The 20,039-nt window shown below is 67.8% G+C and carries 24 protein-coding genes; 8 read left to right on the forward strand and 16 right to left on the reverse strand.

Features of this window, described 5'->3' with window-relative positions; genetic code table 11:
- On the reverse strand, nucleotides 1-233 hold a 233-nt coding region (locus NS355_RS18765; RefSeq protein WP_209445070.1), incomplete at its 3' end, for an MJ0042-type zinc finger domain-containing protein.
- Nucleotides 234-397: 164 nt separating this feature from the next.
- Between NS355_RS18765 and ftsE the strand changes: the two genes are divergently transcribed.
- The 4 genes from ftsE to NS355_RS11035 are packed head-to-tail and all read left to right on the forward strand — an operon-like array spanning nucleotide 398 to nucleotide 3,289.
- Nucleotides 398-1,153 carry a cell division ATP-binding protein FtsE gene (gene ftsE, locus NS355_RS11020; protein WP_058745767.1) on the forward strand — a complete coding sequence of 252 codons (756 nt, stop codon included), beginning with the start codon at nucleotides 398-400 and terminating at the stop codon, nucleotides 1,151-1,153.
- Complete coding sequence (locus tag NS355_RS11025; protein WP_058745768.1) at nucleotides 1,150-2,049, forward strand: cell division protein FtsX; 900 nt, start codon at nucleotides 1,150-1,152, stop codon at nucleotides 2,047-2,049. Before ftsE ends, NS355_RS11025 begins: the two co-directional genes overlap by 4 nt.
- Nucleotides 2,046-2,582: a YdcF family protein gene (locus tag NS355_RS11030; RefSeq protein WP_058745783.1), complete on the forward strand. Its 537-nt coding sequence runs from the start codon at nucleotides 2,046-2,048 to the stop codon at nucleotides 2,580-2,582. Before NS355_RS11025 ends, NS355_RS11030 begins: the two co-directional genes overlap by 4 nt.
- Nucleotides 2,579-3,289: a lysophospholipid acyltransferase family protein gene (locus NS355_RS11035; RefSeq protein ID WP_153008192.1), complete on the forward strand. Its 711-nt coding sequence runs from the start codon at nucleotides 2,579-2,581 to the stop codon at nucleotides 3,287-3,289. The genes NS355_RS11030 and NS355_RS11035 overlap by 4 nt, the downstream gene beginning before the upstream one ends.
- Before the next feature lie 97 nt (nucleotides 3,290-3,386).
- Here NS355_RS11035 and NS355_RS11040 read toward each other — a convergent pair whose 3' ends face one another.
- Both NS355_RS11040 and hisC read right to left on the reverse strand, forming a co-directional pair.
- Nucleotides 3,387-4,298, reverse strand: a complete 912-nt coding sequence (locus tag NS355_RS11040) for a prephenate/arogenate dehydrogenase family protein (protein ID WP_058745769.1) — start codon at nucleotides 4,296-4,298, stop codon at nucleotides 3,387-3,389.
- On the reverse strand, nucleotides 4,298-5,416 hold the full coding sequence (gene hisC / locus NS355_RS11045) for a histidinol-phosphate transaminase (RefSeq protein ID WP_058745785.1): 1,119 nt from the start codon (nucleotides 5,414-5,416) through the stop codon (nucleotides 4,298-4,300). Before hisC ends, NS355_RS11040 begins: the two co-directional genes overlap by 1 nt.
- A 64-nt stretch (nucleotides 5,417-5,480) precedes the next feature.
- On the opposite strand from hisC, the gene metX reads away from it, so the two are divergent.
- The 3 genes from metX to NS355_RS11060 all read left to right on the forward strand — a co-directional run bounded on the left by metX (nucleotide 5,481) and on the right by NS355_RS11060 (nucleotide 7,703).
- Nucleotides 5,481-6,653 (forward strand): homoserine O-acetyltransferase MetX, encoded by a 1,173-nt coding sequence (metX, locus tag NS355_RS11050; RefSeq protein ID WP_058745770.1) that lies wholly within the window; start codon nucleotides 5,481-5,483, stop codon nucleotides 6,651-6,653.
- Complete coding sequence (gene metW, locus NS355_RS11055) at nucleotides 6,650-7,243, forward strand: methionine biosynthesis protein MetW (protein WP_058745771.1); 594 nt, start codon at nucleotides 6,650-6,652, stop codon at nucleotides 7,241-7,243. The genes metX and metW overlap by 4 nt, the downstream gene beginning before the upstream one ends.
- A gap of 67 nt (nucleotides 7,244-7,310) precedes the next feature.
- On the forward strand, nucleotides 7,311-7,703 hold the full coding sequence (locus NS355_RS11060; protein WP_058745772.1) for a response regulator: 393 nt from the start codon (nucleotides 7,311-7,313) through the stop codon (nucleotides 7,701-7,703).
- 36 nt (nucleotides 7,704-7,739) lie between these two features.
- On the opposite strand, the gene NS355_RS11065 is transcribed toward NS355_RS11060, so the two are convergent.
- The 6 genes from NS355_RS11065 to NS355_RS11090 form a co-directional block, all read right to left on the reverse strand.
- On the reverse strand, nucleotides 7,740-9,272 hold the full coding sequence (locus NS355_RS11065; RefSeq protein ID WP_058745786.1) for a sensor histidine kinase: 1,533 nt from the start codon (nucleotides 9,270-9,272) through the stop codon (nucleotides 7,740-7,742).
- Between the two features lie 103 nt (nucleotides 9,273-9,375).
- On the reverse strand, nucleotides 9,376-9,969 hold the full coding sequence (ssb, locus tag NS355_RS11070; RefSeq protein WP_058745773.1) for a single-stranded DNA-binding protein: 594 nt from the start codon (nucleotides 9,967-9,969) through the stop codon (nucleotides 9,376-9,378).
- Nucleotides 9,970-9,989: 20 nt separating this feature from the next.
- The gene (gene feoB / locus NS355_RS11075) at nucleotides 9,990-11,849 is read right to left on the reverse strand and encodes a ferrous iron transporter B (RefSeq protein WP_058745774.1); all 1,860 of its coding nucleotides are present in this window, start codon (nucleotides 11,847-11,849) and stop codon (nucleotides 9,990-9,992) included.
- Nucleotides 11,850-11,865: 16 nt separating this feature from the next.
- Complete coding sequence (locus NS355_RS11080) at nucleotides 11,866-12,117, reverse strand: FeoA family protein (protein WP_042488197.1); 252 nt, start codon at nucleotides 12,115-12,117, stop codon at nucleotides 11,866-11,868.
- A gap of 111 nt (nucleotides 12,118-12,228) precedes the next feature.
- Nucleotides 12,229-12,903 (reverse strand): COQ9 family protein, encoded by a 675-nt coding sequence (locus tag NS355_RS11085; protein WP_058745775.1) that lies wholly within the window; start codon nucleotides 12,901-12,903, stop codon nucleotides 12,229-12,231.
- On the reverse strand, nucleotides 12,900-13,886 hold the full coding sequence (locus NS355_RS11090) for a DMT family transporter (protein WP_084787848.1): 987 nt from the start codon (nucleotides 13,884-13,886) through the stop codon (nucleotides 12,900-12,902). The genes NS355_RS11085 and NS355_RS11090 overlap by 4 nt, the downstream gene beginning before the upstream one ends.
- 65 nt (nucleotides 13,887-13,951) lie before the next feature.
- On the opposite strand from NS355_RS11090, the gene NS355_RS11095 reads away from it, so the two are divergent.
- On the forward strand, nucleotides 13,952-15,046 hold the full coding sequence (locus NS355_RS11095; protein ID WP_058745776.1) for an alkene reductase: 1,095 nt from the start codon (nucleotides 13,952-13,954) through the stop codon (nucleotides 15,044-15,046).
- A gap of 372 nt (nucleotides 15,047-15,418) precedes the next feature.
- On the opposite strand, the gene NS355_RS11100 is transcribed toward NS355_RS11095, so the two are convergent.
- From NS355_RS11100 to NS355_RS11130, 7 genes are read right to left on the reverse strand one after another with little or no spacing between them, the layout of a single operon-like run.
- Nucleotides 15,419-15,841: a hypothetical protein gene (locus tag NS355_RS11100; protein ID WP_058745777.1), complete on the reverse strand. Its 423-nt coding sequence runs from the start codon at nucleotides 15,839-15,841 to the stop codon at nucleotides 15,419-15,421.
- Nucleotides 15,838-16,386 (reverse strand): GNAT family N-acetyltransferase, encoded by a 549-nt coding sequence (locus NS355_RS11105; protein WP_058745778.1) that lies wholly within the window; start codon nucleotides 16,384-16,386, stop codon nucleotides 15,838-15,840. Before NS355_RS11105 ends, NS355_RS11100 begins: the two co-directional genes overlap by 4 nt.
- Nucleotides 16,383-16,802 (reverse strand): 6,7-dimethyl-8-ribityllumazine synthase, encoded by a 420-nt coding sequence (gene ribH / locus NS355_RS11110; protein WP_058715795.1) that lies wholly within the window; start codon nucleotides 16,800-16,802, stop codon nucleotides 16,383-16,385. Before ribH ends, NS355_RS11105 begins: the two co-directional genes overlap by 4 nt.
- The gene (gene ribB / locus NS355_RS11115; protein ID WP_058745779.1) at nucleotides 16,802-17,953 is read right to left on the reverse strand and encodes a 3,4-dihydroxy-2-butanone-4-phosphate synthase; all 1,152 of its coding nucleotides are present in this window, start codon (nucleotides 17,951-17,953) and stop codon (nucleotides 16,802-16,804) included. The genes ribH and ribB overlap by 1 nt, the downstream gene beginning before the upstream one ends.
- Nucleotides 17,943-18,545, reverse strand: coding sequence for a riboflavin synthase (locus NS355_RS11120; protein ID WP_058745780.1), 603 nt, complete (start codon nucleotides 18,543-18,545; stop codon nucleotides 17,943-17,945). Before NS355_RS11120 ends, ribB begins: the two co-directional genes overlap by 11 nt.
- Before the next feature lies 1 nt (nucleotide 18,546).
- Entirely contained in the window at nucleotides 18,547-19,488 is a 942-nt protein-coding gene (gene ribD, locus NS355_RS11125; protein WP_058745781.1) for a bifunctional diaminohydroxyphosphoribosylaminopyrimidine deaminase/5-amino-6-(5-phosphoribosylamino)uracil reductase RibD, read from the reverse strand.
- 14 nt (nucleotides 19,489-19,502) lie between these two features.
- A complete protein-coding gene (locus NS355_RS11130; protein WP_058745782.1) occupies nucleotides 19,503-19,850 on the reverse strand; it encodes a hypothetical protein in 348 nt (115 codons plus the stop codon).
- Between the last annotated feature and the right edge of the window lie 189 nt (nucleotides 19,851-20,039).

Genomic DNA, 20,039 nt, shown 5'->3' on the forward strand with positions numbered 1-20,039 from the left:
GCCATGACCGGCGGCGGGGGAGGCGGCGGCTCGACGAAGGCCGTGCTGCTGTCCGTGTCCGCCACGGGCGGCGCGACCGGCGGTAGCGGCAGCTCTGCCTCGGCCTCCAGCTCGGGCGGGGACTGGAACCAGCTGTGCCGGCAATTGGCGCAGCGCACGGTTCGCCCCTCCAGCCCGATCGCACTGTCGGGCACCAGATAGCGGGTGCGGCACTCAGGGCATTCGAGGATCATGCGGGTGGGCACTTCAGGACAGAACGGATCGACGGACGGTCAGAGCCATCCCTATTCAGTCAGGCCCCCTACGATGATCCAGTAAGCACGCCGCCCCTAGGCGTGGCAAGCATTGAAGCGCGGAACTTGAAGCGCGCGCCCGCCCATGCCAAGGCCACGCAGGCATGGCGAACATCGTCCAGTTCGAGAATGTCGGTCTGCGCTACGGCGTCGGGGAAGAGACCCTGTGCGACGTCAGCTTCACGCTGCGCTCGGGCCAGTTTCATTTCCTGACCGGGGCCAGCGGGGCGGGCAAGACCTCGCTTCTGCGCCTGCTCTATCTGTCGCAGCGGCCCAGCCGGGGCATCATCCGCCTGTTCGGCGAGGATGCGGTGATCCTGCCGCGCGACCGCCTGCCCGGATTCCGGCGGCGGATCGGGGTGGTGTTCCAGGACTTTCGCCTGATCCCGCATCTGTCGGCGGCGGACAATATCGCGCTGCCCTTGCGCGTTGCGGGAATGGCCGAATCGGACGTCGCGCGGGCGGTGCGCGAGATGCTGAACTGGATCGGCCTGTCCGAACGGGCGACGGCGCGCCCCGCCACCCTGTCGGGCGGCGAGCAGCAGCGGGTGGCGATCGCGCGCGCGGTGATCGCACGGCCCGAGCTGCTGGTCGCCGACGAGCCGACAGGCAATGTCGATCCCGCCATGGCCGAGCGGCTGTTGCATCTGTTCCATTCGCTCCACCGGCTGGGCACCACCGTCGTCATGGCGACGCATGACTGGCATCTGATCGAGCGGGTGCCGGGCGCGCATCATCTACATCTGGAGCGTGGGCGGCTGGTCGATCCCGATCCGGATCCGCCCGTCACCTCGCCCGTACCCCCGATACCGCCGCGTCCCGACGCCAAGCCCTCCACCATCGTGCGGAGCGGGTTGTGACGCGCGGCGGCAAGACCCGAGCGACGGGGGCCGAGGCGCGCGCGCTGGACGATGGCGGCGGCGCGCATGTCATGAGCTGGGTGATCGCGATCATGCTGTTCCTGACCCTGCTGGCCGGGGCGGCGGGACTGGCGACGGCGCGCGCGGCAGGCGCGCTCGACCGGCAGATGGCGGGGCGGCTGACCGTCCAGATCGTCGAGGGCGAGGCGCAGCGCCGCGACGCCGCCGCCGCGCAGGTGCTGGGGGTACTGCGCGCCCAGCCGGACGTCGCGCGGGCGACACCGGTGGCGCAGGCCGATCTCGCGCGCATGCTGCAACCCTGGCTGGGCACCGATGCGGAGGCGGCGGGGTTGCCGGTTCCGGCGCTGATCGACGTCGACCTGACCAGCGACGACACGGCCGCCATCGCGCGTGTCCGCATGGCCGTGACGCGGGCCAGCCCGGCGGCGCGGGTCGATGCCCATGCCACCTGGCTCGAGCCGGTCGGGCGACTGCTCGACACCGCCGCCTGGCTGGCGGGGGCGATCATCTTGCTGATGCTGGTGGCGACCATGGCGGTCGTCATGCTGGCGGCGCGCGCCGGGTTGGAGGCGCATCGCGGCACGATCGAGGTCATCCACATGCTCGGCGCCACCGACCGGCAGGTGGCGCGCCTGTTCCAGCGGCGGATCGCGCTCGATGCCGGGATCGGGGCGGTGGCGGGCGGAGTGCTGGCCGGAGCAGCGATCCTGCTGATCGCGGGACAGGTGGGGGCGCTCGATTCGGAATTGCTGGGCGGCATGCGGCTGGGGCCGGGGGATATGGCGATGCTGATCGCCTTGCCCTTCGGCTTCGTCGTGCTGGCCGTGGGGGCGGCGCGTCTGGCGGTGCTGCGCCAGATGCGGCGGATGCTCTGATGCTGCGGCTGATCGGTCTGGCGGCGCTCGCCTGGTGCCTGGGGTTCGCGGCCTTCATGCTGACCCTGCCGCACCCGCTGGAGCACAATACCACCGATGCGATCGTGGTGCCGACCGGCGGGCCGGGGCGGATCGACCGGGGCATTGCCTTGCTGAAGGCGCATCAGGCCAAGCGGATGCTGGTCACCGGCGTGGCGCCGGGCGTGCGGCCGATCGATCTGGCGCGCACCTATCGTACGTCCCCTTCGCTGTTTTCCTGCTGCATCGATCTGGGCGGCGAGGCGGTCGACACCCGCTCCAATGCCGAGGAGACGGCGAACTGGGTGCGTCAGCATGGCTATCGCACCGTACGGCTGGTCACCTCCGACTGGCATCTGCCGCGCGCGAAGATGGAACTGACCGCCGCACTGGGCAAACAGGTGCTGGTGCTGGGCGACGGCGTGCCGTCCGAACCGCGCATCCGCACCCTGGTTAATGAATATAACAAGCTGATCCTGCGCAGGGTCGCGCTTTGGACGGGGATTGGCGCGTGATACTTCTTCGCAACATCGTATTTGTCGCGATCTTCTATCCGATATCGGCGATCATGGCGCTGCTGTCGCCACTGGTGGCGGTGGGGGGGCGTCATGCCGTGGTCCATTGGGCGACGGGCTGGACGACATTCCACCGGCTGTGCACCCGCTGGATCCTGGGTATCCGGGTGCGGGTGGAGGGCACGCGGCCGACCACCCCGGCGCTCTATCCCGCCAAGCATCAGGCGATGTTCGAGACGATGGAGCTGCAACGCCTGTTGAACGGTCCGGCCATGGTCCTGAAGCGCGAACTGGCCAATATCCCGGTCTGGGGATGGACGGTCCGCAAATACGGCGCGATCGTCGTCGACCGCTCGGCCTCGGCCAAGGCGATGCGCGGCATGATGCGCGATGCCAAGGTGGCGGTCGACCAGGGGCGGGCGATCATGATCTTTCCCGAAGGCACGCGCGTGAAGCCCGGCGAGATGCCGCCACTGAAGCCGGGATTTGCGGGGCTCTACCGGATGCTGGGCCTGCCGGTGGTGCCGGTGGCGACCGATTCGGGGATCGTGTGGCCGCGAAAGGGGCTGAAGCGGCCGGGGGTGGTGACGCTGCGCTTCGGCGAGGTGATCCCGCCCGGCCTGCCGCGCGAGGAAGCGGAGGCTAGGGTCCATGCGGCGATGAATGCGCTGGAATCCTCCCCCGCACGGGGAGGTGGCAGGGCGTAAGCCCTGACGGAGGGGGGCTTCCACATAGGTCTCCCTTCGCGGTGAACCCCCTCCACCATGCTTCGCATGGTCCCCCTCCCCGTGCCGGGGAGGATTGTCAGCCCTCGTGGCTGCGCCCGAAATCCTCGCGCGCATCGTCCTGGCCCTGGTCGATGATCGAGCGGCGGATGGCGCGGGTGCGGCTGAACAGGTCGAACAGCTCGTCGCCCTTGCCCCAGCGGATCGCGCGTTGCAGCTGGCTGAGGTCCTCCGAGAAGCGCTGGAGCATCTCCAGCACCGCCTCGCGATTGGTCAGGAACACGTCGCGCCACATGGTCGGATCGGAGGCGGCGATGCGGGTGAAGTCGCGGAAACCACCGGCGGAATATTTGATGACTTCGGACTGGGTGACTTCCTCCAGGTCGCTGGCGGTGCCGACGATCGTATAGGCGATCAGGTGCGGCAGATGGCTCGTCACCGCGAGCACCCGGTCGTGATGGTCGGGTGCCATCAGCTCGACATCCGCGCCCAGCCGCCGCCAGAACTCCGCGACCCGCTCGACGGCGAGTTCATCCGCGCCTTCGGGCGGCGTGACGATGCACCAGCGCTTCTGGAACAGCGTGGCGAAGCCCGCCTCCGGTCCGCTGCGCTCGGTGCCTGCGACCGGGTGCGCGGGGATGATCGTCGCGCGAGGCAGCGCCTCGGTAAGGGCGGCGAGCACCGATCCCTTGCAACTGCCCACGTCGGACACGATCGCCTCGGCGGGCAGGTCCTCGGCGAATTCGGCCGCGACCGCGCCCATCGCGCCGACCGGCACGCACAGAACGACCAGATCGGCGTCGATCACGCTTGCCCCCGCCGTGTCGGCGACGTCATCGGCCAGATCGAGTGAGCGCACCGTCTCGCGCACCGCCGGGTCGGCGTCATAGGCGGTGATCCGCGCGGTCGGCATCGCCTTGCGCACCGCGCGCGCGACCGAGGAGCCGATCAGGCCCAGCCCGATGATGGTGATCCGCGCGAAGGGCAGCATCAGGCCCCCTTCGCCTCTGACTCCACCATCGCGCGCAGCGCGGCGACGACGCCCTTCACCTCATCCTCGGTGCCGATGGTGATGCGCAGGCCATGGCCCAGACCCTGGCTCGGCAGCCAGCGGACGATATAGCCCGCGTTCATCAGCCCGTGATAGGCGCGCTCGGCGGTCAGGGCGCCCTCGAACAGCACCAGCGAGAAATTGGCCTTGGACGGCACGCAGCGCAGGCCCGCATTGCCCAAGGCCGCAATCTGCGCCTCGAACCAGCCGAGCCACTTCGCGTTGTGCGCGCGCGACGCCTCGACAAAGGCGCGGTCGCGGATCGCTTCGATCGCGGCGTTCTGCCCGGCGATGGTCACGTTGAACGGCGCGCGGATGCGGTGCAGCGCGTCGATGATCGGCGCGGCGGCATAGCCCCAGCCGATCCGCTCGGCGGCGAGGCCATGGATCTTCGAGAAGGTGCGTGACACCAGCACGTTGCCCGCCTGCTCGGCCAGCGCCAGCCCGCCATCATCCTCGCCCGGCTCCAGATATTCAGCATAGGCCTGGTCGAGGACCAGCAGGACATGGGGCGGCAGGCCGGCGTGCAGCCGCGCGATCTCGCCCGCGCCCGCATAGGTGCCGGTCGGGTTGTTGGGGTTGGCGACGAAGACGACCTTGGTCTTGTCCGTCACGGCGGCGAGGATCGCGTCGACATCGGTGGCATAGTCATGGTCGGCGACCACCACCGGCTCCGCACCGACACGCCGCGTCGCGATCTCATAGACCGCAAAGCCGTAGCGGACATGGATGATCTCGTCCCCCGGCCCGGCGAACGCGCCCGCCGCGAGGTGGAGGATTTCGTCCGAGCCGGTGCCGTAGATGATCCGTGCCGGGTCCAGCCCATGCACCGCGCCGATCGCCTCGCGCAGCGCGGTCGCGCCCGGATCGGGATAGCGCTCCAGCTGGGCGGCGGCGGCGGCGAAGGCGGCGCGCGCCTTGTCGCTGGTGCCCAGCGGATTCTCATTGGCCGAAAGTTTGATGACCTTGCGCCCGTCAGCGGTCGTCGCGCGGCCGGGGACATAAGGCGCGATGGCCTGGACCCAGGAGATCGGTTCGGGGGCTTTGAGCTCGGTCATGGCATCCGCCATAGCGGCCATGGCCTTGCGTTGCCAAGCATCGGGGCCTAGCGGATATCGCTCCATGGCCGCTTCCGTTTCCACGCAATCCCTTGGGCAATCCCTTGGCGACGACCGGCGTTTCGGTCTGTCGCGGCATGTCGTGCTGCCCGGGCCGCTTCGGCTCGACGGCGGCGGGCTCTTGTCCCCGGTCGAGATCGGGTATGAGACCTATGGCACGCTGAACGCCGATGGCTCCAACGCCATCCTGATCTGCCACGCGCTGACCGGCGACCAGCATGTCGCCTCGCCCCATCCGCGCACCGGCAAGCCCGGCTGGTGGACGCGGCTGGTGGGCGAGGGCAAGCCGATCGACCCGGCGCGGCATTTCATCATCTGCTCGAACGTGATCGGCAGCTGCATGGGATCGTCCGGCCCCGCGACCATCGACCCCTCGACCGGCGAACCCTGGGCGATGCGCTTCCCGGTCATCACCATCCGCGACATGGTGCGCGCGCAGGCGATGCTGCTCGACCATCTGGGCGTCGGCCAGCTGAAGGCGGTGGTCGGCGGATCGATGGGGGGGATGCAGGCGATCAGTTGGGCCGCGACCTTCCCCGAGCGCGTGCGCGCCTGCGTCATGGTCGCCTCGACCGCGCGGCATTCGGCGCAGAACATCGCCTTTCACGAGGTCGGACGGCAGGCGATCATGGCCGATCCGAAATGGCGCAGCGGCGCCTATTACGAGTCAAACGATCCCCCCGCCGCAGGCCTCGCCGTCGCGCGGATGGCCGCACACATCACTTATCTGTCGGAAGCGGGGCTGACCGAGAAATTCGGGCGGCGGCTCCAGGCGCGCCCCGACCGGCCGGACGGCGCGAAGAGCTTCGGCTTCGACGCCGATTTCCAGGTCGAGAGTTATTTGCGGCACCAGGGATTGAGCTTCGTTGATCGATTCGACGCCAATTCGTACCTCTACATCACCCGCGCGCTCGATTATTTCGATCTGGCCGAGGAGCATGGTGGGCTGCTCGCCAACGCCTTCCGGGGCACGAGCACGCGCTTCTGCATCGTCAGTTTCGACACCGACTGGCTCTATCCGACCTCCGAGTCGCGCAGCGTGGTGCAGGCGCTGAACGCGGCGGGGGCGGCGGCCAGCTTCGTCGAGCTGTCCAGCCCCTATGGCCACGACGCCTTCCTGCTCGAAGCGCCCGAGATGAACCGGGTGATCGACGGCTTCCTGCGGGCCGAGCCATGAGCGAGACGCTACGCCCCGATCTGGCGATCATCGCGCGCCACGTCGCGCGCGGCGCGCGTGTGCTCGATATCGGCTGCGGCGACGGGCAGCTGATGGCGGCCTTGCGCGACGAGGCAGGGGTGGACGCGCGGGGGCTGGAGATCGATCCGGCCAATGTCGCCTCGGCGGTGGGACGCGGGCTGGCGGTGGTGCAGGGTGACGCGGACGTCGATCTGGCGGGCTATCCCGACAAGGGGTTCGACTATGCGATCCTCAGCCAGACATTGCAGACCGCGCGCGCACCCGATCAGGTGCTCGACCATCTGCTGCGCATCGGCCAGCGGGCGTTCGTCTCCTTCCCCAATTTCGCACATTGGCGGGTGCGGATGTCGCTGCTCTGGGGCGGGCGGATGCCGGTCACGCCGCTGCTGCCCGAACAATGGTATGACACGCCCAATATCCATCATGTGACGATCGATGACTTCCGGGCGTTCGTGCGCCAGCGGCGGATTACGGTGGAGGGCAGCTGGTTCCTGTCGCGCGGTCGCCCGACCAGCGCGGCGGCGGCCAATTTCCGCGCCGAACATGCGGTATTTTTGTTGCGTCGGTGAAATGACGACAAAAGCGGAACTTTATCTGGATCAAGAGTGTTGACCCGGAAAGTGACGGGAATTTGACATGAGCCAAACCGCCCTGATCGTGGAAGACGAGATTTTCGTGGCCCTCGATCTGGAGCGCATCCTGACCGATGCCGGCTATAATGTAGCCGGAATTGCGGCGGATAGCCGCTCCGCGATCGAATGCGCACCGGGCTGCACCTTCGCTTTTGTCGACGTCAACCTGCGCGACGGCGCGACGGGGCCCGAGATCGCGCGTCGCATCGCCGAGGATTATGGCGTGAAGATCGTGTTCGTCACCGCCAATCCGTCGCAGATCGATACCGGCATCGAGGCGCTGGGCTATATCCGCAAGCCGTTCAGCGAGCGTGCCATCCTCGCCGCCGCTGCTTTGGCGACGGGGGGCGGACAGGCCGCGCCGGAGGACGTCATCCCCTTGGGCATCGCCATGTAAACATCAACTGGCGCCCCTCGCGCCAGTGATCCCTCGTTACCGGCAAGGCCCCGTGCCCGGCGGACGGCTGAACGCCGCCAAGGGCACCTCGATCGCCACTTCCAGTCCGTCCCGCTGCCAGTCGCGGCGAACCTTGCCGCCCAATTGGCGCACCGCCGACAATTCGACCAGTTGCGAACCGAAGCCGCTATGATCCGGTGTCGCATCCAGTTTGGGTCCACCCATCTCCTGCCAGCAGAGCGTCACCATCTCGCCATCGTCGCGGCGGACGGCCAGTTCGACATGGCCCATCGGGACCGACAGCGCGCCATATTTGGCGGCATTGGTCGCCAGTTCGTGGAACAGCAGCGCCAGCGGTGTCGCCGAACGATCGTCGACCGACACATCGTCGCCGGTGACCCGGATGCGCGAGGCATCTTCTTCGCCGCGATAGGGCTCGAACAGGTCGCCGAGCAGCCCGTGCAAGGAATCCTGCCGCGCCTTGGGCCGGGACTGGGGGCTGTGCGGACGGACGAAGTCATGCGCGCGGCCCAGCGCGGTGATCCGGTCGCGCAGGTCGCTGGCGATCCCGACAAAGCCCGGATGGCTGCGCGCGGCAAAGGCGATCAGGCCGGAAATCACCGCAAAGATGTTCTTGATCCGGTGGCTCAGCTCCTGGCTGACGATCTCGCGCTCTTCCAGCGCCAGCTTCTGCTCGTGAATGTCGGTGCAGGTGCCGAACCAGCGGGTGATGTGGCCCTCGGCATCGCGGATCGGCAAGGCGCGGCCCAGCACCCAGCGATAGGTGCCGTCGCTGTGCCGCAGCCGATATTCGATCTGATAGGGCTCGCCCGTCGCCAGGCTGTGGCGCCACCGGGTCCAGGCGCGCTCCTGATCCTCGACATGAAACATGCCGTTCCAGGCCTCGCCATCGGTCGAGCCGTCGGGCATGCCCGTAAACTCGTACCAGCGGGCATTGTAATAGTCGTGGAAGCCGTCGGGCTGTGTCGACCAGACCATTTGCGGCATGGTGTCGGCCAGCGTGCGGAAGCGCTGTTCGCTGTCGGCGATGCGCGCCTCGGACGCCTCGACCGCCTGCTCATGCTCGCGCCGGGCGCGACGGTCCTGCAGGCGTCCCATGACGGCGGTGGCCAGCACCTCCAGTCCCCGCCGCTGGAACGGGGTCAGTCCTTCGGGCCGGGGTTCCGGCGAGATGACGCAGATCGCGCCCAGCGGGACGCCCTCGCGCGACAGCAGCCGGGCACCCGCATAGAAGCGGATGTGCGGCGGCCCCTTCACCAGCGAATAATCGGCAAAGCGCACATCGCGGCGCGCGTCGGGAACGACCATCGTCTCTGCGCGCCCGACCATCACATGCGCGCAGAATGACGTATCGCGCGGCGTCCGATCGGCATCGATGCCGACCGTCGCCAGGAATTGCTGGACATCCTCCTCGACCACGCTGACCAGCGCGATCGGGGTGCCGCACAGTTCGGAGGCGAAGGCGGCCAGATCGTCGAGCTGGCCGCTGTCGCGATAGCCCGCCAGATCATAGGCGCGGATGACGGCGGCGCGATCGGCCTCATTCATGGATGTGGGGGCGGGGGTGTCCGCCACGCTCACGCCATGACAGGCCGTTGCATCGTCTTCCGGCGTCTTGTCCATCTCCGCCTCTCAGGGAAACCGTGTCCGATCAGAATGGAACGTCGTCGTCCAGATCGTCGGCGAAGCCGCCGCCCTGTCCGAACCCGCCACGGTTGCCGCCGTTCCCGTTCTGGTTCCCGCCGCCGCTCTGGTTGCGCGATCCGCCGCCATAGCCGCCGCCCGAAGACCCGCCGCCAAAGCCGCTCGACCCGCCACCGAAGTCGCCGCCGCCGAAATCGTCACCGCCGCCAAAATCGCTGCCGCCGCGGCCGCCGCCGCCCTGACCGCCGCCGGGGCCGTCGAGCATGGTCAGCACCGAGTTGAAGCCCTGCAGCGTCACCTCGGTCGAATAGCGGTCGTTACCCTGCTGGTCCTGCCACTTGCGGGTGGTCAGCGCGCCTTCGATATACACTTTGGAGCCCTTGCGCAGGAAACGCTCGGCGACGTTGGCCAGACCTTCGTTGAAGATCTTGACCGTGTGCCACTCGGTCTTTTCCTTGCGCTCGCCGCTGTTGCGGTCCTTCCACGATTCGGACGTGGCGATACGCAGCTCGACCACCTTGCCGCCATTCTGGAAGGAGCGGCTCTCGGGATCGCGTCCCAGATTGCCGACGAGAATCACCTTGTTGACGCTGCCCGCCATGTATCAGTCCTGTATCTTGCCTAGAGGCCGGCGAATATGGCCAGCCAGTATGTGATGCCCGCCATGACATAGGCGGTCACGAAGAGATACCCTACCATGAAGGCCGGCCACTTCCAGTCATTGGTTTCCCGGCGCGTCACCGCGATCGTGGAAATGCACTGCGGCGCGAAGACGAACCACATCAGGAAGGCGAGCGCGGTGGGCAGCGACCAGTTGCGCTTCAGCTTGTCGGTCATCGCCTTCTGCCCGCCCTCATGCTCGGTATCGTCGATGGCATAGACGGTACCGATCGCCGCCACCGCGACCTCGCGCGCCGCCATGGCGGGGACGAGGGCCAGCGCGATGTCGCGGTTGAAGCCGATCGGGCGGACCACGACCTCGATCCCGCTCGCGATGCGGCCCGCGACCGAATAATCGACCGGCGAGATGCCCGAGCCTTCCGGCGGCTTGGGGAAGGACAGCAACGCCCACAGGATGACGGTGGTCAGCGCGATGGTGGTTCCGGCCCTCTTCAGGAAGATCAGTGCGCGGCTCCACAGGCCCAGCGCCACGTCGCGCAGATGCGGCCACTGATATTTGGGCATCTCCATCATGAAGCCCGACGACGCGCCCTTGGTGACGGTGCGGCGAAGCAGTAGCGCGGCGACGAACGCCCCGACGATGCCCATCAGATAGAGGCCGAGCAGCACCAGACCCTGCAAGCCGACGAAGGGCAGTACCTGCCGATCCGGAATGAAGGCGCCGATGATGATGGTGTAGACCGGCAGCCGCGCCGAACAGGTCATCAGCGGCGCGATCAGGATCGTGGTCAGCCGGTCCTTTTCATCGTCGATGGTGCGCGTCGCCATGATGCCGGGCACCGCGCAGGCGAAGGAAGAGAGCAGCGGGATGAACGCGCGTCCCGACAAGCCCACCTGCGCCATCAGCCGGTCCATCAGGAAGGCGGCGCGGACCATATAGCCGGTCGCCTCCAGCACGAGGATGAACAGGAACAGGATCAGGATCTGGGGCAGGAAGACGAGGACCGCGCCGACACCGGCGATCAGGCCATCGGTGATCAGGCTGCGGAACCAGCCCTCGGGCAGCGTCGCGCCGACCTGCGCCTCCAGCCAGACAAAGCCCTGCTCGATCCAGCCGATGGGGGCTTCCGACCAGGCGAAGACCGCCTGGAACATGATGAAGAGCAGCCCGACCAACAGGATCGGCCCGGCAATCGGGTGAAGCGCGACCGAGTCGAGCATATGCGTCCAGCGGCGCGTCGGCGTCTCGGCCACCGTCGCCGCCGCCGCGATCTGGCGCGCGCGGCGTTGCAGCGTGACGATATCGTCGATGCGGTCGGCGGCGGAGACGGGCTGGCTGCGGCTTTCCGTGACCAGCCGGTCGATCTCGGCCTTCAGCGTGTCGAGCCCGCGACGACGGACGGCGACGGTCGGGATGACCGTCACGCCCAGTTCGCGCGCCAGGATGTCGGCGTCGAGGGTCAGTCCGTCACGCTCGGCCAGGTCGACCATGTTGAGCGCGATCACGACCGGCAGGCCGAGCGCGATCAGCTGGAGCGTGAAGCGCAGGTGATTGTCGAGATTGGCGGCGTCGACCACCACGACCAATGCGTCGGGGCGGCGCTCGCCCGCCTGCGATCCCATCACGACGTTGCGCGTGACCTGTTCGTCCAGGCTGCCGGGATCGAGGCTATAGGCGCCGGGCAGGTCGACCAGCTCGACCGGACGACCGTCGTCGAGCACGAGTCGGCCCGAATGCCGCTCGACGGTGACGCCGGGATAATTGCCCACCTTCTGCCGCGCGCCGGTGAGCGCGTTGAACAGGGCGCTTTTGCCGGCATTGGGATTGCCGACGAGCGCAACCAGCGGTGCGGCGTTCATTGCGTTCGGTTGGACCTCAAGCGCCCGTCGCGACGCGGATCGAGGCGGCGACCCGACGACGCAGCGCCACGGTCATCCGGCCGATCCGGCAAGCGATGGGCCCGCCGCCCAGCGTCGCGCGGTGCAGCACCTCGACGCCGACCCCTTCATCGAAGCCCAGTTCGCGCAGACGGCGCGCCTCGGGCAGCGCCAGCTGGGTCCAGTCGATCGCGGCCACGGTCGCCGGTTGCCGCCGGGGAAGGGTTTCGAGACTGCTGAGCATCGCCATGCGAACTACATAACGCCGGTGCGATTGATTATCAATTACCCGTTGATGAAATGGATGACGGGCTATCGGTGAGGGATTCCCACGCTCATGCCCTAAGCCGCAAACGCCCGTTTACACCGCCGGATACCGCAACCGCCCGATAAACCGCGACAGGCTGGGCATATTCTCGCCCCGCTTGGCGACCCCCGCCTTCCACTTCTCGAACCGCATGATCCCCTCGATCCGGCGCGCCAGGAAAGCACGCGTGTCGGCGTGATCCTCGCTCTCGTCGTTCAGGAACACCGCGATGGTCGATCCATAGACCGCGAACAACGTCGCCCGCTTGGTATAGTGGTTGTAATCGGTCGCGGTGTCGCCCGCCTGCGCCCAGATCGCATCGACCGTGCGCCAGCCGAGTCGTGCGCCCGACGCGGCGTTCTGCGGCATCGCAAGGATGGTCAGCGCCCGGCGCAGCGCCTCGCGATTCGGGGCGACGGCGGCCAGCCGCGCCTCGACCAGTGCCGTGATGCGCTGGCGGATCTTCATGTGCGCGGCCTGTTCGGCGGGCACGGCCTCGACCATCGCCTGGTCGATCGACGCGAACCAGGCATCGATCATCGCGACCGCACCGTCCTTGAAGGCGAGTCGCGCAATGTCGCGGTCGACGCCCGCGGCATCCGCCGCCATGTCACGGGCATCGTCGCCCCAGCCGTCGAACGCCGCGTTGGACGCGATGCCGTCGGCCAGCAGCGCGCGCACCTCGTCGAGAGTCAGGTCCTGAACATCGGTCATGGCAGCCTCGGTCATATCCTTATCCGTCGTCCCTGTCGTTCGTCCGTGTCGTTCGGCTTGGCAACCGCCGATCCGCGTCGCACCAGGACCAGTGCGACCGCGACCATCGCGACGCCCGCCAGATCGGGCAACGCCAGCGTCTCGCCATAGACCACCCAGCCGATCGCGGTCGCCACCATCGGCTGGACCAGCAGCGCGAGACCGACGACCAGCGGGCTGAGCAGCCCCAACGCATAGATCATCAACCCCTGGCCAATGATCTGGCTCCCCAACGCCAGCAGGATCAGCGCGCTCCAGTGATCGGGCCATACCCGCTCGCCCAGCAGCGTGGCGAAAACGAACAGCGGCACGATGCTCGCCATGGTCGACCAGGCGAGCGCCGGGACCGGCGGCATCGACGTCCGCACCCGCGACATCAGGATGAAGTAGAGCGCGTAGAGGATGCCCGCCAGCACGCACAGCAGATCGCCGACCAGATGGCGCGGATCGACCTGATAGCTGCGCCCCATCAACAGTCCCGCGCCGACCGCCGCCAGGATCAGCGCGATCCCTTGGCTACGCGAGGGCCAGGCCCGCGCGACGAGGAACCCGTAAAGCGGAAAGATGAAGGTCGCCGAATTGCCGAACAGCGTGGCATTGGCCATCGTCGTCTGGCGGATGCCGATATGCCAGGTGCCCAGATCCCCGGCAAAGGCGATCCCGCCGATCAGCAGCAGCGCCCACAGCCCGGTTTGTCCCTTTCCCGGAATACGTGGCCGAGCGGGCGAGATCAGCGCGACCAGTGCCAGCACCGGCGCGGCCAGCGTGATCCGCCAAAAGGCCGAGGCGACCGGCCCGGTATCCGCCATCCGCACCAGCAGCGGCCCGAAGGCCAGCGCGACATTGGCAAGGATGACCGCGGCGAAGGCCAGCGGCGGCGTGGCCTTGGGTCCGCCCCGGTCCGACAGACCATCGCTTTCAGGTCGTTCACTTTTTCTTGGGGGGGCGGACACGGGCATGGGCTCCCTTAACGCCCTATCTGCGTTGCGTCAGGCCGGAAAGGCCGCAAAAGGATTGCATTTTGATGCCAACGCTCTTCGACCCCATCGATCTCGGGGCGATCCACGCCCCCAACCGTATCCTCATGGCGCCGCTGACCCGCGCCCGCGCCACGCGAGAGGCGGTGCCGACGCCGATCATGGCGCAATATTATGCCCAGCGCGCCAGTGCGGGCCTGATCATCTCCGAGGCCACCGGCATCAGCCGCGAAGGGCTGGGCTGGCCCTATGCACCTGGCCTGTGGACCGATGAACAGGTCGCGGCCTGGAAGCCGGTGACCGATGCCGTGCACAAGGCGGGCGGCCGGATCGTCGCCCAGCTCTGGCACATGGGTCGTCAGGTGCACAGCTCGGTGACGGGGATGCAGCCCGTGTCGTCCTCGGCCACCCGCACCGAGGGGCAGGCGCATACTTTCGAGGGCAAGCAGGACTTCGAGACCGCCCGCCCGCTGGAGCTGTCGGAAATCCCGCGCCTGCTCGACGATTATGAACTCGCGACGCGCAACGCGCTGGCCGCCGGGTTCGACGGGGTGCAGATCCATGCCGCCAACGGCTATCTGATCGATGAATTCCTGCGCGACGGCGCCAATCACCGCGAGGACGAATATGGCGGCACGCCGGAAAGTCGCATCCGACTGCTCCGCGAGATCGCCGAGCGCGTGATTTCGGTTGCGGGCAAGGAGCGGGTGGCCGTGCGCCTCTCGCCCAATGGCGACAGCCAGGGCGTGGACGACAGCGATCCCGCCTCGGTCTTCGTGCCCGCCGCCAAGATGCTGTCGGACCTGGGCATCGCGTTCCTCGAACTTCGCGAGATCGGGCCGGACGGCACCTATGGCCGCACCGACGTGCCCAAGCTGTCGCCGCAGATTCGCGAGGTGTTCAAGGGCCCGCTGATCCTGAACAGCGATTTCGATACCCGTGAGAAGGCGCAAGCTGCGATCGACTCGGGTGTGGCGGACGGCATCGCGTTCGGCCGGACCTTCCTGGCCAACCCCGACCTGCCCGAGCGTCTGCGCACCGATGCGCCGCTGAACGAGGGCGACATGAAGACCTGGTATAGCCAGGGGCCGGAGGGGTATATCGATTACCCCACGCTCGACGAAGCCGCGCGCGCGGCGTGAGGATGAGGGGCGGGGGTTTCCCCGCCCCGTTCATATAAGGACCGCGCCGACTTCTCAGCTCCGCCCCGGCGAAGGCCGGGGTGGCGTCCTTGGGGCAAATATTTCCCGACCCACCCTCCGTTCAGCCTGAGCGAAGTCGAAGGCCAAGGGAAACCTTCCCGACCATCGCGGAACGTGCGCTTCGACCTGAAGTAAAAAGACATGAGATGTACTTACCCCTCCCCTTCAGGGGAGGGGGCAGGGGTGGGGCGTTTCCGCAAGCGTGCCGCCTGTGGCGAGGCCCCACCCCAGCCCCTCCCCTGAAGGGGAGGGGCATGCGCTGGTTCAATGCAATGTCATCACGATCAAGCTCAGGGTGAACGGTCGTCGGGCCTATTGCGAGGAAGCCAGCCCGTCGATGAAGCCCGTCGCCCACTCCCGCAGCGTGTCGCGCACCTTCGGATTGATCAGTAGCAACGGCGCCCCCCACAGCGCGGGTATGATCGGGGCCAGCAGCACCCAAACGATAACTACCGCGACCAATCCGGCACCCGCATAGCGCAGCTTCTGCATCGCGCTCGCGTCCAGCGTCACCGTACGCGGCCCCTTGGCGTCATAAAAACCGTCGGTCGTCCAGGACCCGCCGCCATCGAAGCGGAGCTTTTCGGGCAGCTTGAAGCGGGGCGTCTTCCCGTCCATCGGTCGCGGCGCCTCGGTCCGGCGTGCAGGCGGCGCCTTGCCCGCGTGCGTATCGATCACCTCCAGCCGCCGACCCCGCTCGACGACGCGAAAGCGGGTGGGCGGCATATCGGTCATTGGGACAGCGATCCCCGGCGCGCGCGCCATTGGTCGGCGCTCTGGCCCCAGGCATCGACGCGGAAGTTCTCCAGCGGGGCGGGCAGGCTGACCGGCCCCTCATTCACCGCGCCCAGCCGCTGCGCCAGTCGGATCGAGCCCGTATTTTCCGGGTCGATGGTGTGGATCACATGGTCCCAGCCCAGCACATCCACCGCATAGTCCATCGCCGCGACCGCCGCCTCATGGGCATAGCCGCGTCCGGCGAATTCGCGTGCCACGCCCCACGCCACCTCACGCCCGGGCCAGCCCTCGGGCTGCCAGGGGCCGATCCGGCCGACCCAGCGGCCGGTGTCGCGCTCGATCACCGAAAACATGGCGAAACCGCGCACGCTCCACGCGCCGACCATGGTGCATAAGGATCGCCACGCCGCCCCGCGCGCCTGGACGCCGCCGAGGAAGCGCATCGTGTCCTCCTCGGTATGGAACGCCGCCCAGGCCTCGAAATCCTCCGCCGAGGGAAGCCGCAAGGTCAACCGCTCGGTCTGGAGGACGGGGGATGTCACCCGAACCGGCCCTTCAGCGCCAGCATGGCAAGCGCCGCCTTGGCCGCCTCGCCGCCCTTGTTCTTCTCGTCCGGCTTGGCGCGGGTCAGGGCCTGCGCCTCGTTCTCGGTGGTGATGATGCCGTTGCCGATGGGCAGGCCGTCCATGGTCAGCGCCATCAGGCCGCGTGCGCTCTCGTTCGACACGATCTCGAAATGATAGGTCTCGCCGCGAATCACCACGCCGATCGCGACGAAGGCGTCGTAACGGCCCGAGTCCGCCGCCATCGCGACCGCGCCGGGGATTTCCAGCGCACCGGGAACGGTGATCGTCTCATGGCTGTGGCCCGCTTCCTCGATCGCGGCGCGCGCGCCCGCCAGCAGCAGGTCGTTCAGATGCTCGTAGAAGCGCGCCTCGACGATCAACACATGCGCCATCAGGCGTCTCCCTCAAAATTTTCGATACGACGTTCGCCGACGATCGACAGGCCGTAGCCGTCGAGGCCGATCAGCGTGTGATGGGTGTTGGTCAGCAGCACCATGTCCTGCACGCCCAGCTCGGCCAGGATCATCGCGCCGACGCCGTAATCGCGCAGTTCCTCCATATCGATCTGCACCTCCTCACCGGCCTTCAGGCGGACGGCGGTGGTGAAGGCGTCGGTGCGCGGACGGTTGATGACGACGATCACGCCCGAGCCTTCGTCGGCGATCATCCGCATCGACTTGGCGAGCAAAGCGCCGCGCGCACCCGCCTCGCCGAACACATCGGCGAAGGGCGACAGCGCGTGCATGCGGACCAGCACCGGCTGGTCGGTGTCGAGCTTGCCCTTGACCAGCGCGACCTGCTCGGTGCCGGTCGCCTTGTTGCGATAGGCGCGTGCTGTCCAGGTGCCGCCCCATTCGCTCTCGAACGTGGCCTCCGACTGCAGCTCGACCAAATGGTCGTAGCGGCGGCGATAGGCGATCAGGTCGCGGATCGTGCCGATCTTCAGGTTATGGAGCTGCGCGAAGGAGACGAGGTCGTCCATCCGCGCCATCGTGCCGTCCTCGTTCATGATCTCGCAGATCACGCCCGAGGGGTTCAGCCCGGCGAGCCGCGCGACGTCGACCGCCGCTTCGGTATGCCCGGCGCGCACCAGCACGCCGCCGTCGCGCGCGACCAGCGGAAAGACATGGCCCGGCGTCACCAGCGCGTCCGCGCCATGGCTCGAGTCGATCGCCACCGCGATGGTCCGCGCGCGGTCGGCGGCCGAGATGCCGGTCGTCACGCCCTCCCGCGCCTCGATCGAGATGGTGAAGGCGGTTTCGTGCCGCGTTCCGTTCTTCGGACTCATCAGCGGCAGGCCGAGCGTGTCGACCCGCTCGCGCGTCATCGCCAGGCAGATCAGCCCGCGCCCGTGCCGCGCCATGAAGTTGACCTTTTCCGGCGTCGCCATCTGGGCCGGGATGACCAGGTCGCCCTCATTCTCGCGATCCTCGTCATCGACCAGGATGAACATGCGGCCGTTGCGCGCCTCGTCGATGATCTCTTCGGGGCTGGACAGGAATCCGCGCCGCAGACCGGCCAAAGCGTCGGGATTAGCGGCCACGATAATGCTCCATGCGCTGCAGATAACGGGCGAGCACGTCGATCTCGATATTGACGCGCTGGCCTTCGCCGATGCCGCCCAGCGTGGTGACGGCGGCGGTGTGGGGAATGATGTTCAGGCCGAAGACGGTGCCATCGGCCATGTCCTCGACGCTGTTGACGGTCAGCGAGACGCCATCGACCGTCACCGACCCCTTGGTCGCCATGAAGGGGGCGAGGTCGGCGGGCACGGACACGAAGACGCGGTGCGATCCGCCTTCCTCCGCCACCGAAACGACCGTGCCGACACCGTCGACATGGCCGGTAACGATATGCCCGCCCAGCTCGTCGCCCAGCTTCATCGCGCGTTCCAGGTTCAGCCGCTGGCCGGTCGTCCACTGATCGGCGGTGCGTCCGATCGTTTCGGCCGAGACGTCGACCGCGAACCAGTCGGGGCCTTTCTCGACCACGGTCAGGCAGACGCCCGAACAGGCGATCGACGCGCCCAGGTCGATGCTGGCCGTATCATAGGCGGTGGCGATGACGACTCGCGTGTCACCGCGCGTTTCCACGCTGGTGACGGAGCCGATGTCGGTGACGATCCCGGTAAACATATCAGTCGCGCTCGTAGACCTCCAACCGGTCGCTGCCAAGCATCCGCGCATCGGCCAGCCGCCAGCGGCCATGCGCCTCGGCCAGACGGGTGAGGCCGATATCGCCCAGCGCCGCGCGGCCCTCGCCGATCAGGATGGGCGCACGATAGAGGAGCAGCCGGTCGACCAGATCCCCGGCCAGGAAGGCGGAGGCGGTCTGCGCGCCCCCCTCGACCATCAGTCGGTCGACGCCCGCCAGACTGGCGATGGCGGCGGGGGAGGGGATGGTCTCCCAGCCCGCTTCGGGGGTGCGGGAGAGCAGGACACGGCGTGGGGCGTGCGACTCAAGGCCGGGCAGGCGGACATCCAGCCTGGGCGAATCCGCTTCCAGCGTGCCGCGCCCGACGAGGATCGCTTCGTGGCGGCTGCGTTCCAGATGGGTATGGGCGCGCGCATCCGGTCCGGTGATCCAGCGGCTCTCGCCATCGGGACGGGCGATCTTTCCGTCAAGCGAGGTCGCGAGCTTCAGCGTGACGAAGGGGCGGTGCCTGGCCCGACGGGTCAGGAAGCCCGCGATCATCGCTCGGGCTTCCGTCTCGCGCACGCCGGTCGTCACCGAAATCCCGGCGGCGCGGGCGCGGGCGAAGCCTTGGCCATCGGTGCGTGGATCGGGATCGCCCATCGCCGCCATGATCCGCGCGACTCCGGCGGCGATCAGCAGGTCGGTGCAGGCGGGGCCGCGGGGCGAGACATGCGCGCAGGGCTCCAGCGTGACATAGGCGGTGGCACCACGCGCTGCCTCGCCCGCCTCGGCCAGCGCCATGGCTTCGGCATGGGGACGGCCACCTGCTTGCGTCCAACCGCGCCCGACCACGCGACCCTCGCGGACCAGCACGCACCCGACATTGGGATTGGGCGCGGTCCGCCCGACGCCGCGATCCGCCAGCGCCAGTGCCGCCCCCATCCAGCGCCGATCGGTCAGATGCCCCACTTGCTCAGCGCGTCGTCGACCTTCTTGAATTCGGCCTGTCGCTGATCCTTCGCGGCCTTTTCCTCGGCCAGCCGCTCCTTCTTCTTCACATAGTCGATCTTCTGCTGGGCCTTGATCTGCACATCCGTGCGGTCGGCGGGCCATTGTTCGACATAGATGATGTCGGGCTTGTACGGCACCGGCACATAATCGTCGCGCGCAAAGGCGTAGATGAAGAAGCCGGTGATCCCGACCGCGATCATCAGGAAGACCAGCTCATAGGGCTGGCGCTGCGACAGGAAGAGCCGCAGGTCGCGGATCGCGCGGACGGGGGAGAAGCGGCCGAAGAACGACATGGGGGGAATGTAGGGGGGCGGCTTGTGGGACGCTAGGGGATAGTTTGGCTATTCCATCGCCCTTGGCTTTCCCTCCCCCATCCCCTCCCGCCTGCGGGAGGGGAGCGTTGCTGGGCGATTGTTGTGAATAAGCAAGAACGTCACCGCTTGCAGAAGCGCTTAAGGACCGCGCTTGGCACGCCCCTCCCG

The sequence above is a fragment of the Sphingomonas yabuuchiae genome (genome assembly GCF_001477495.1).
GTDB lineage: Bacteria > Pseudomonadota > Alphaproteobacteria > Sphingomonadales > Sphingomonadaceae > Sphingomonas > Sphingomonas yabuuchiae_A.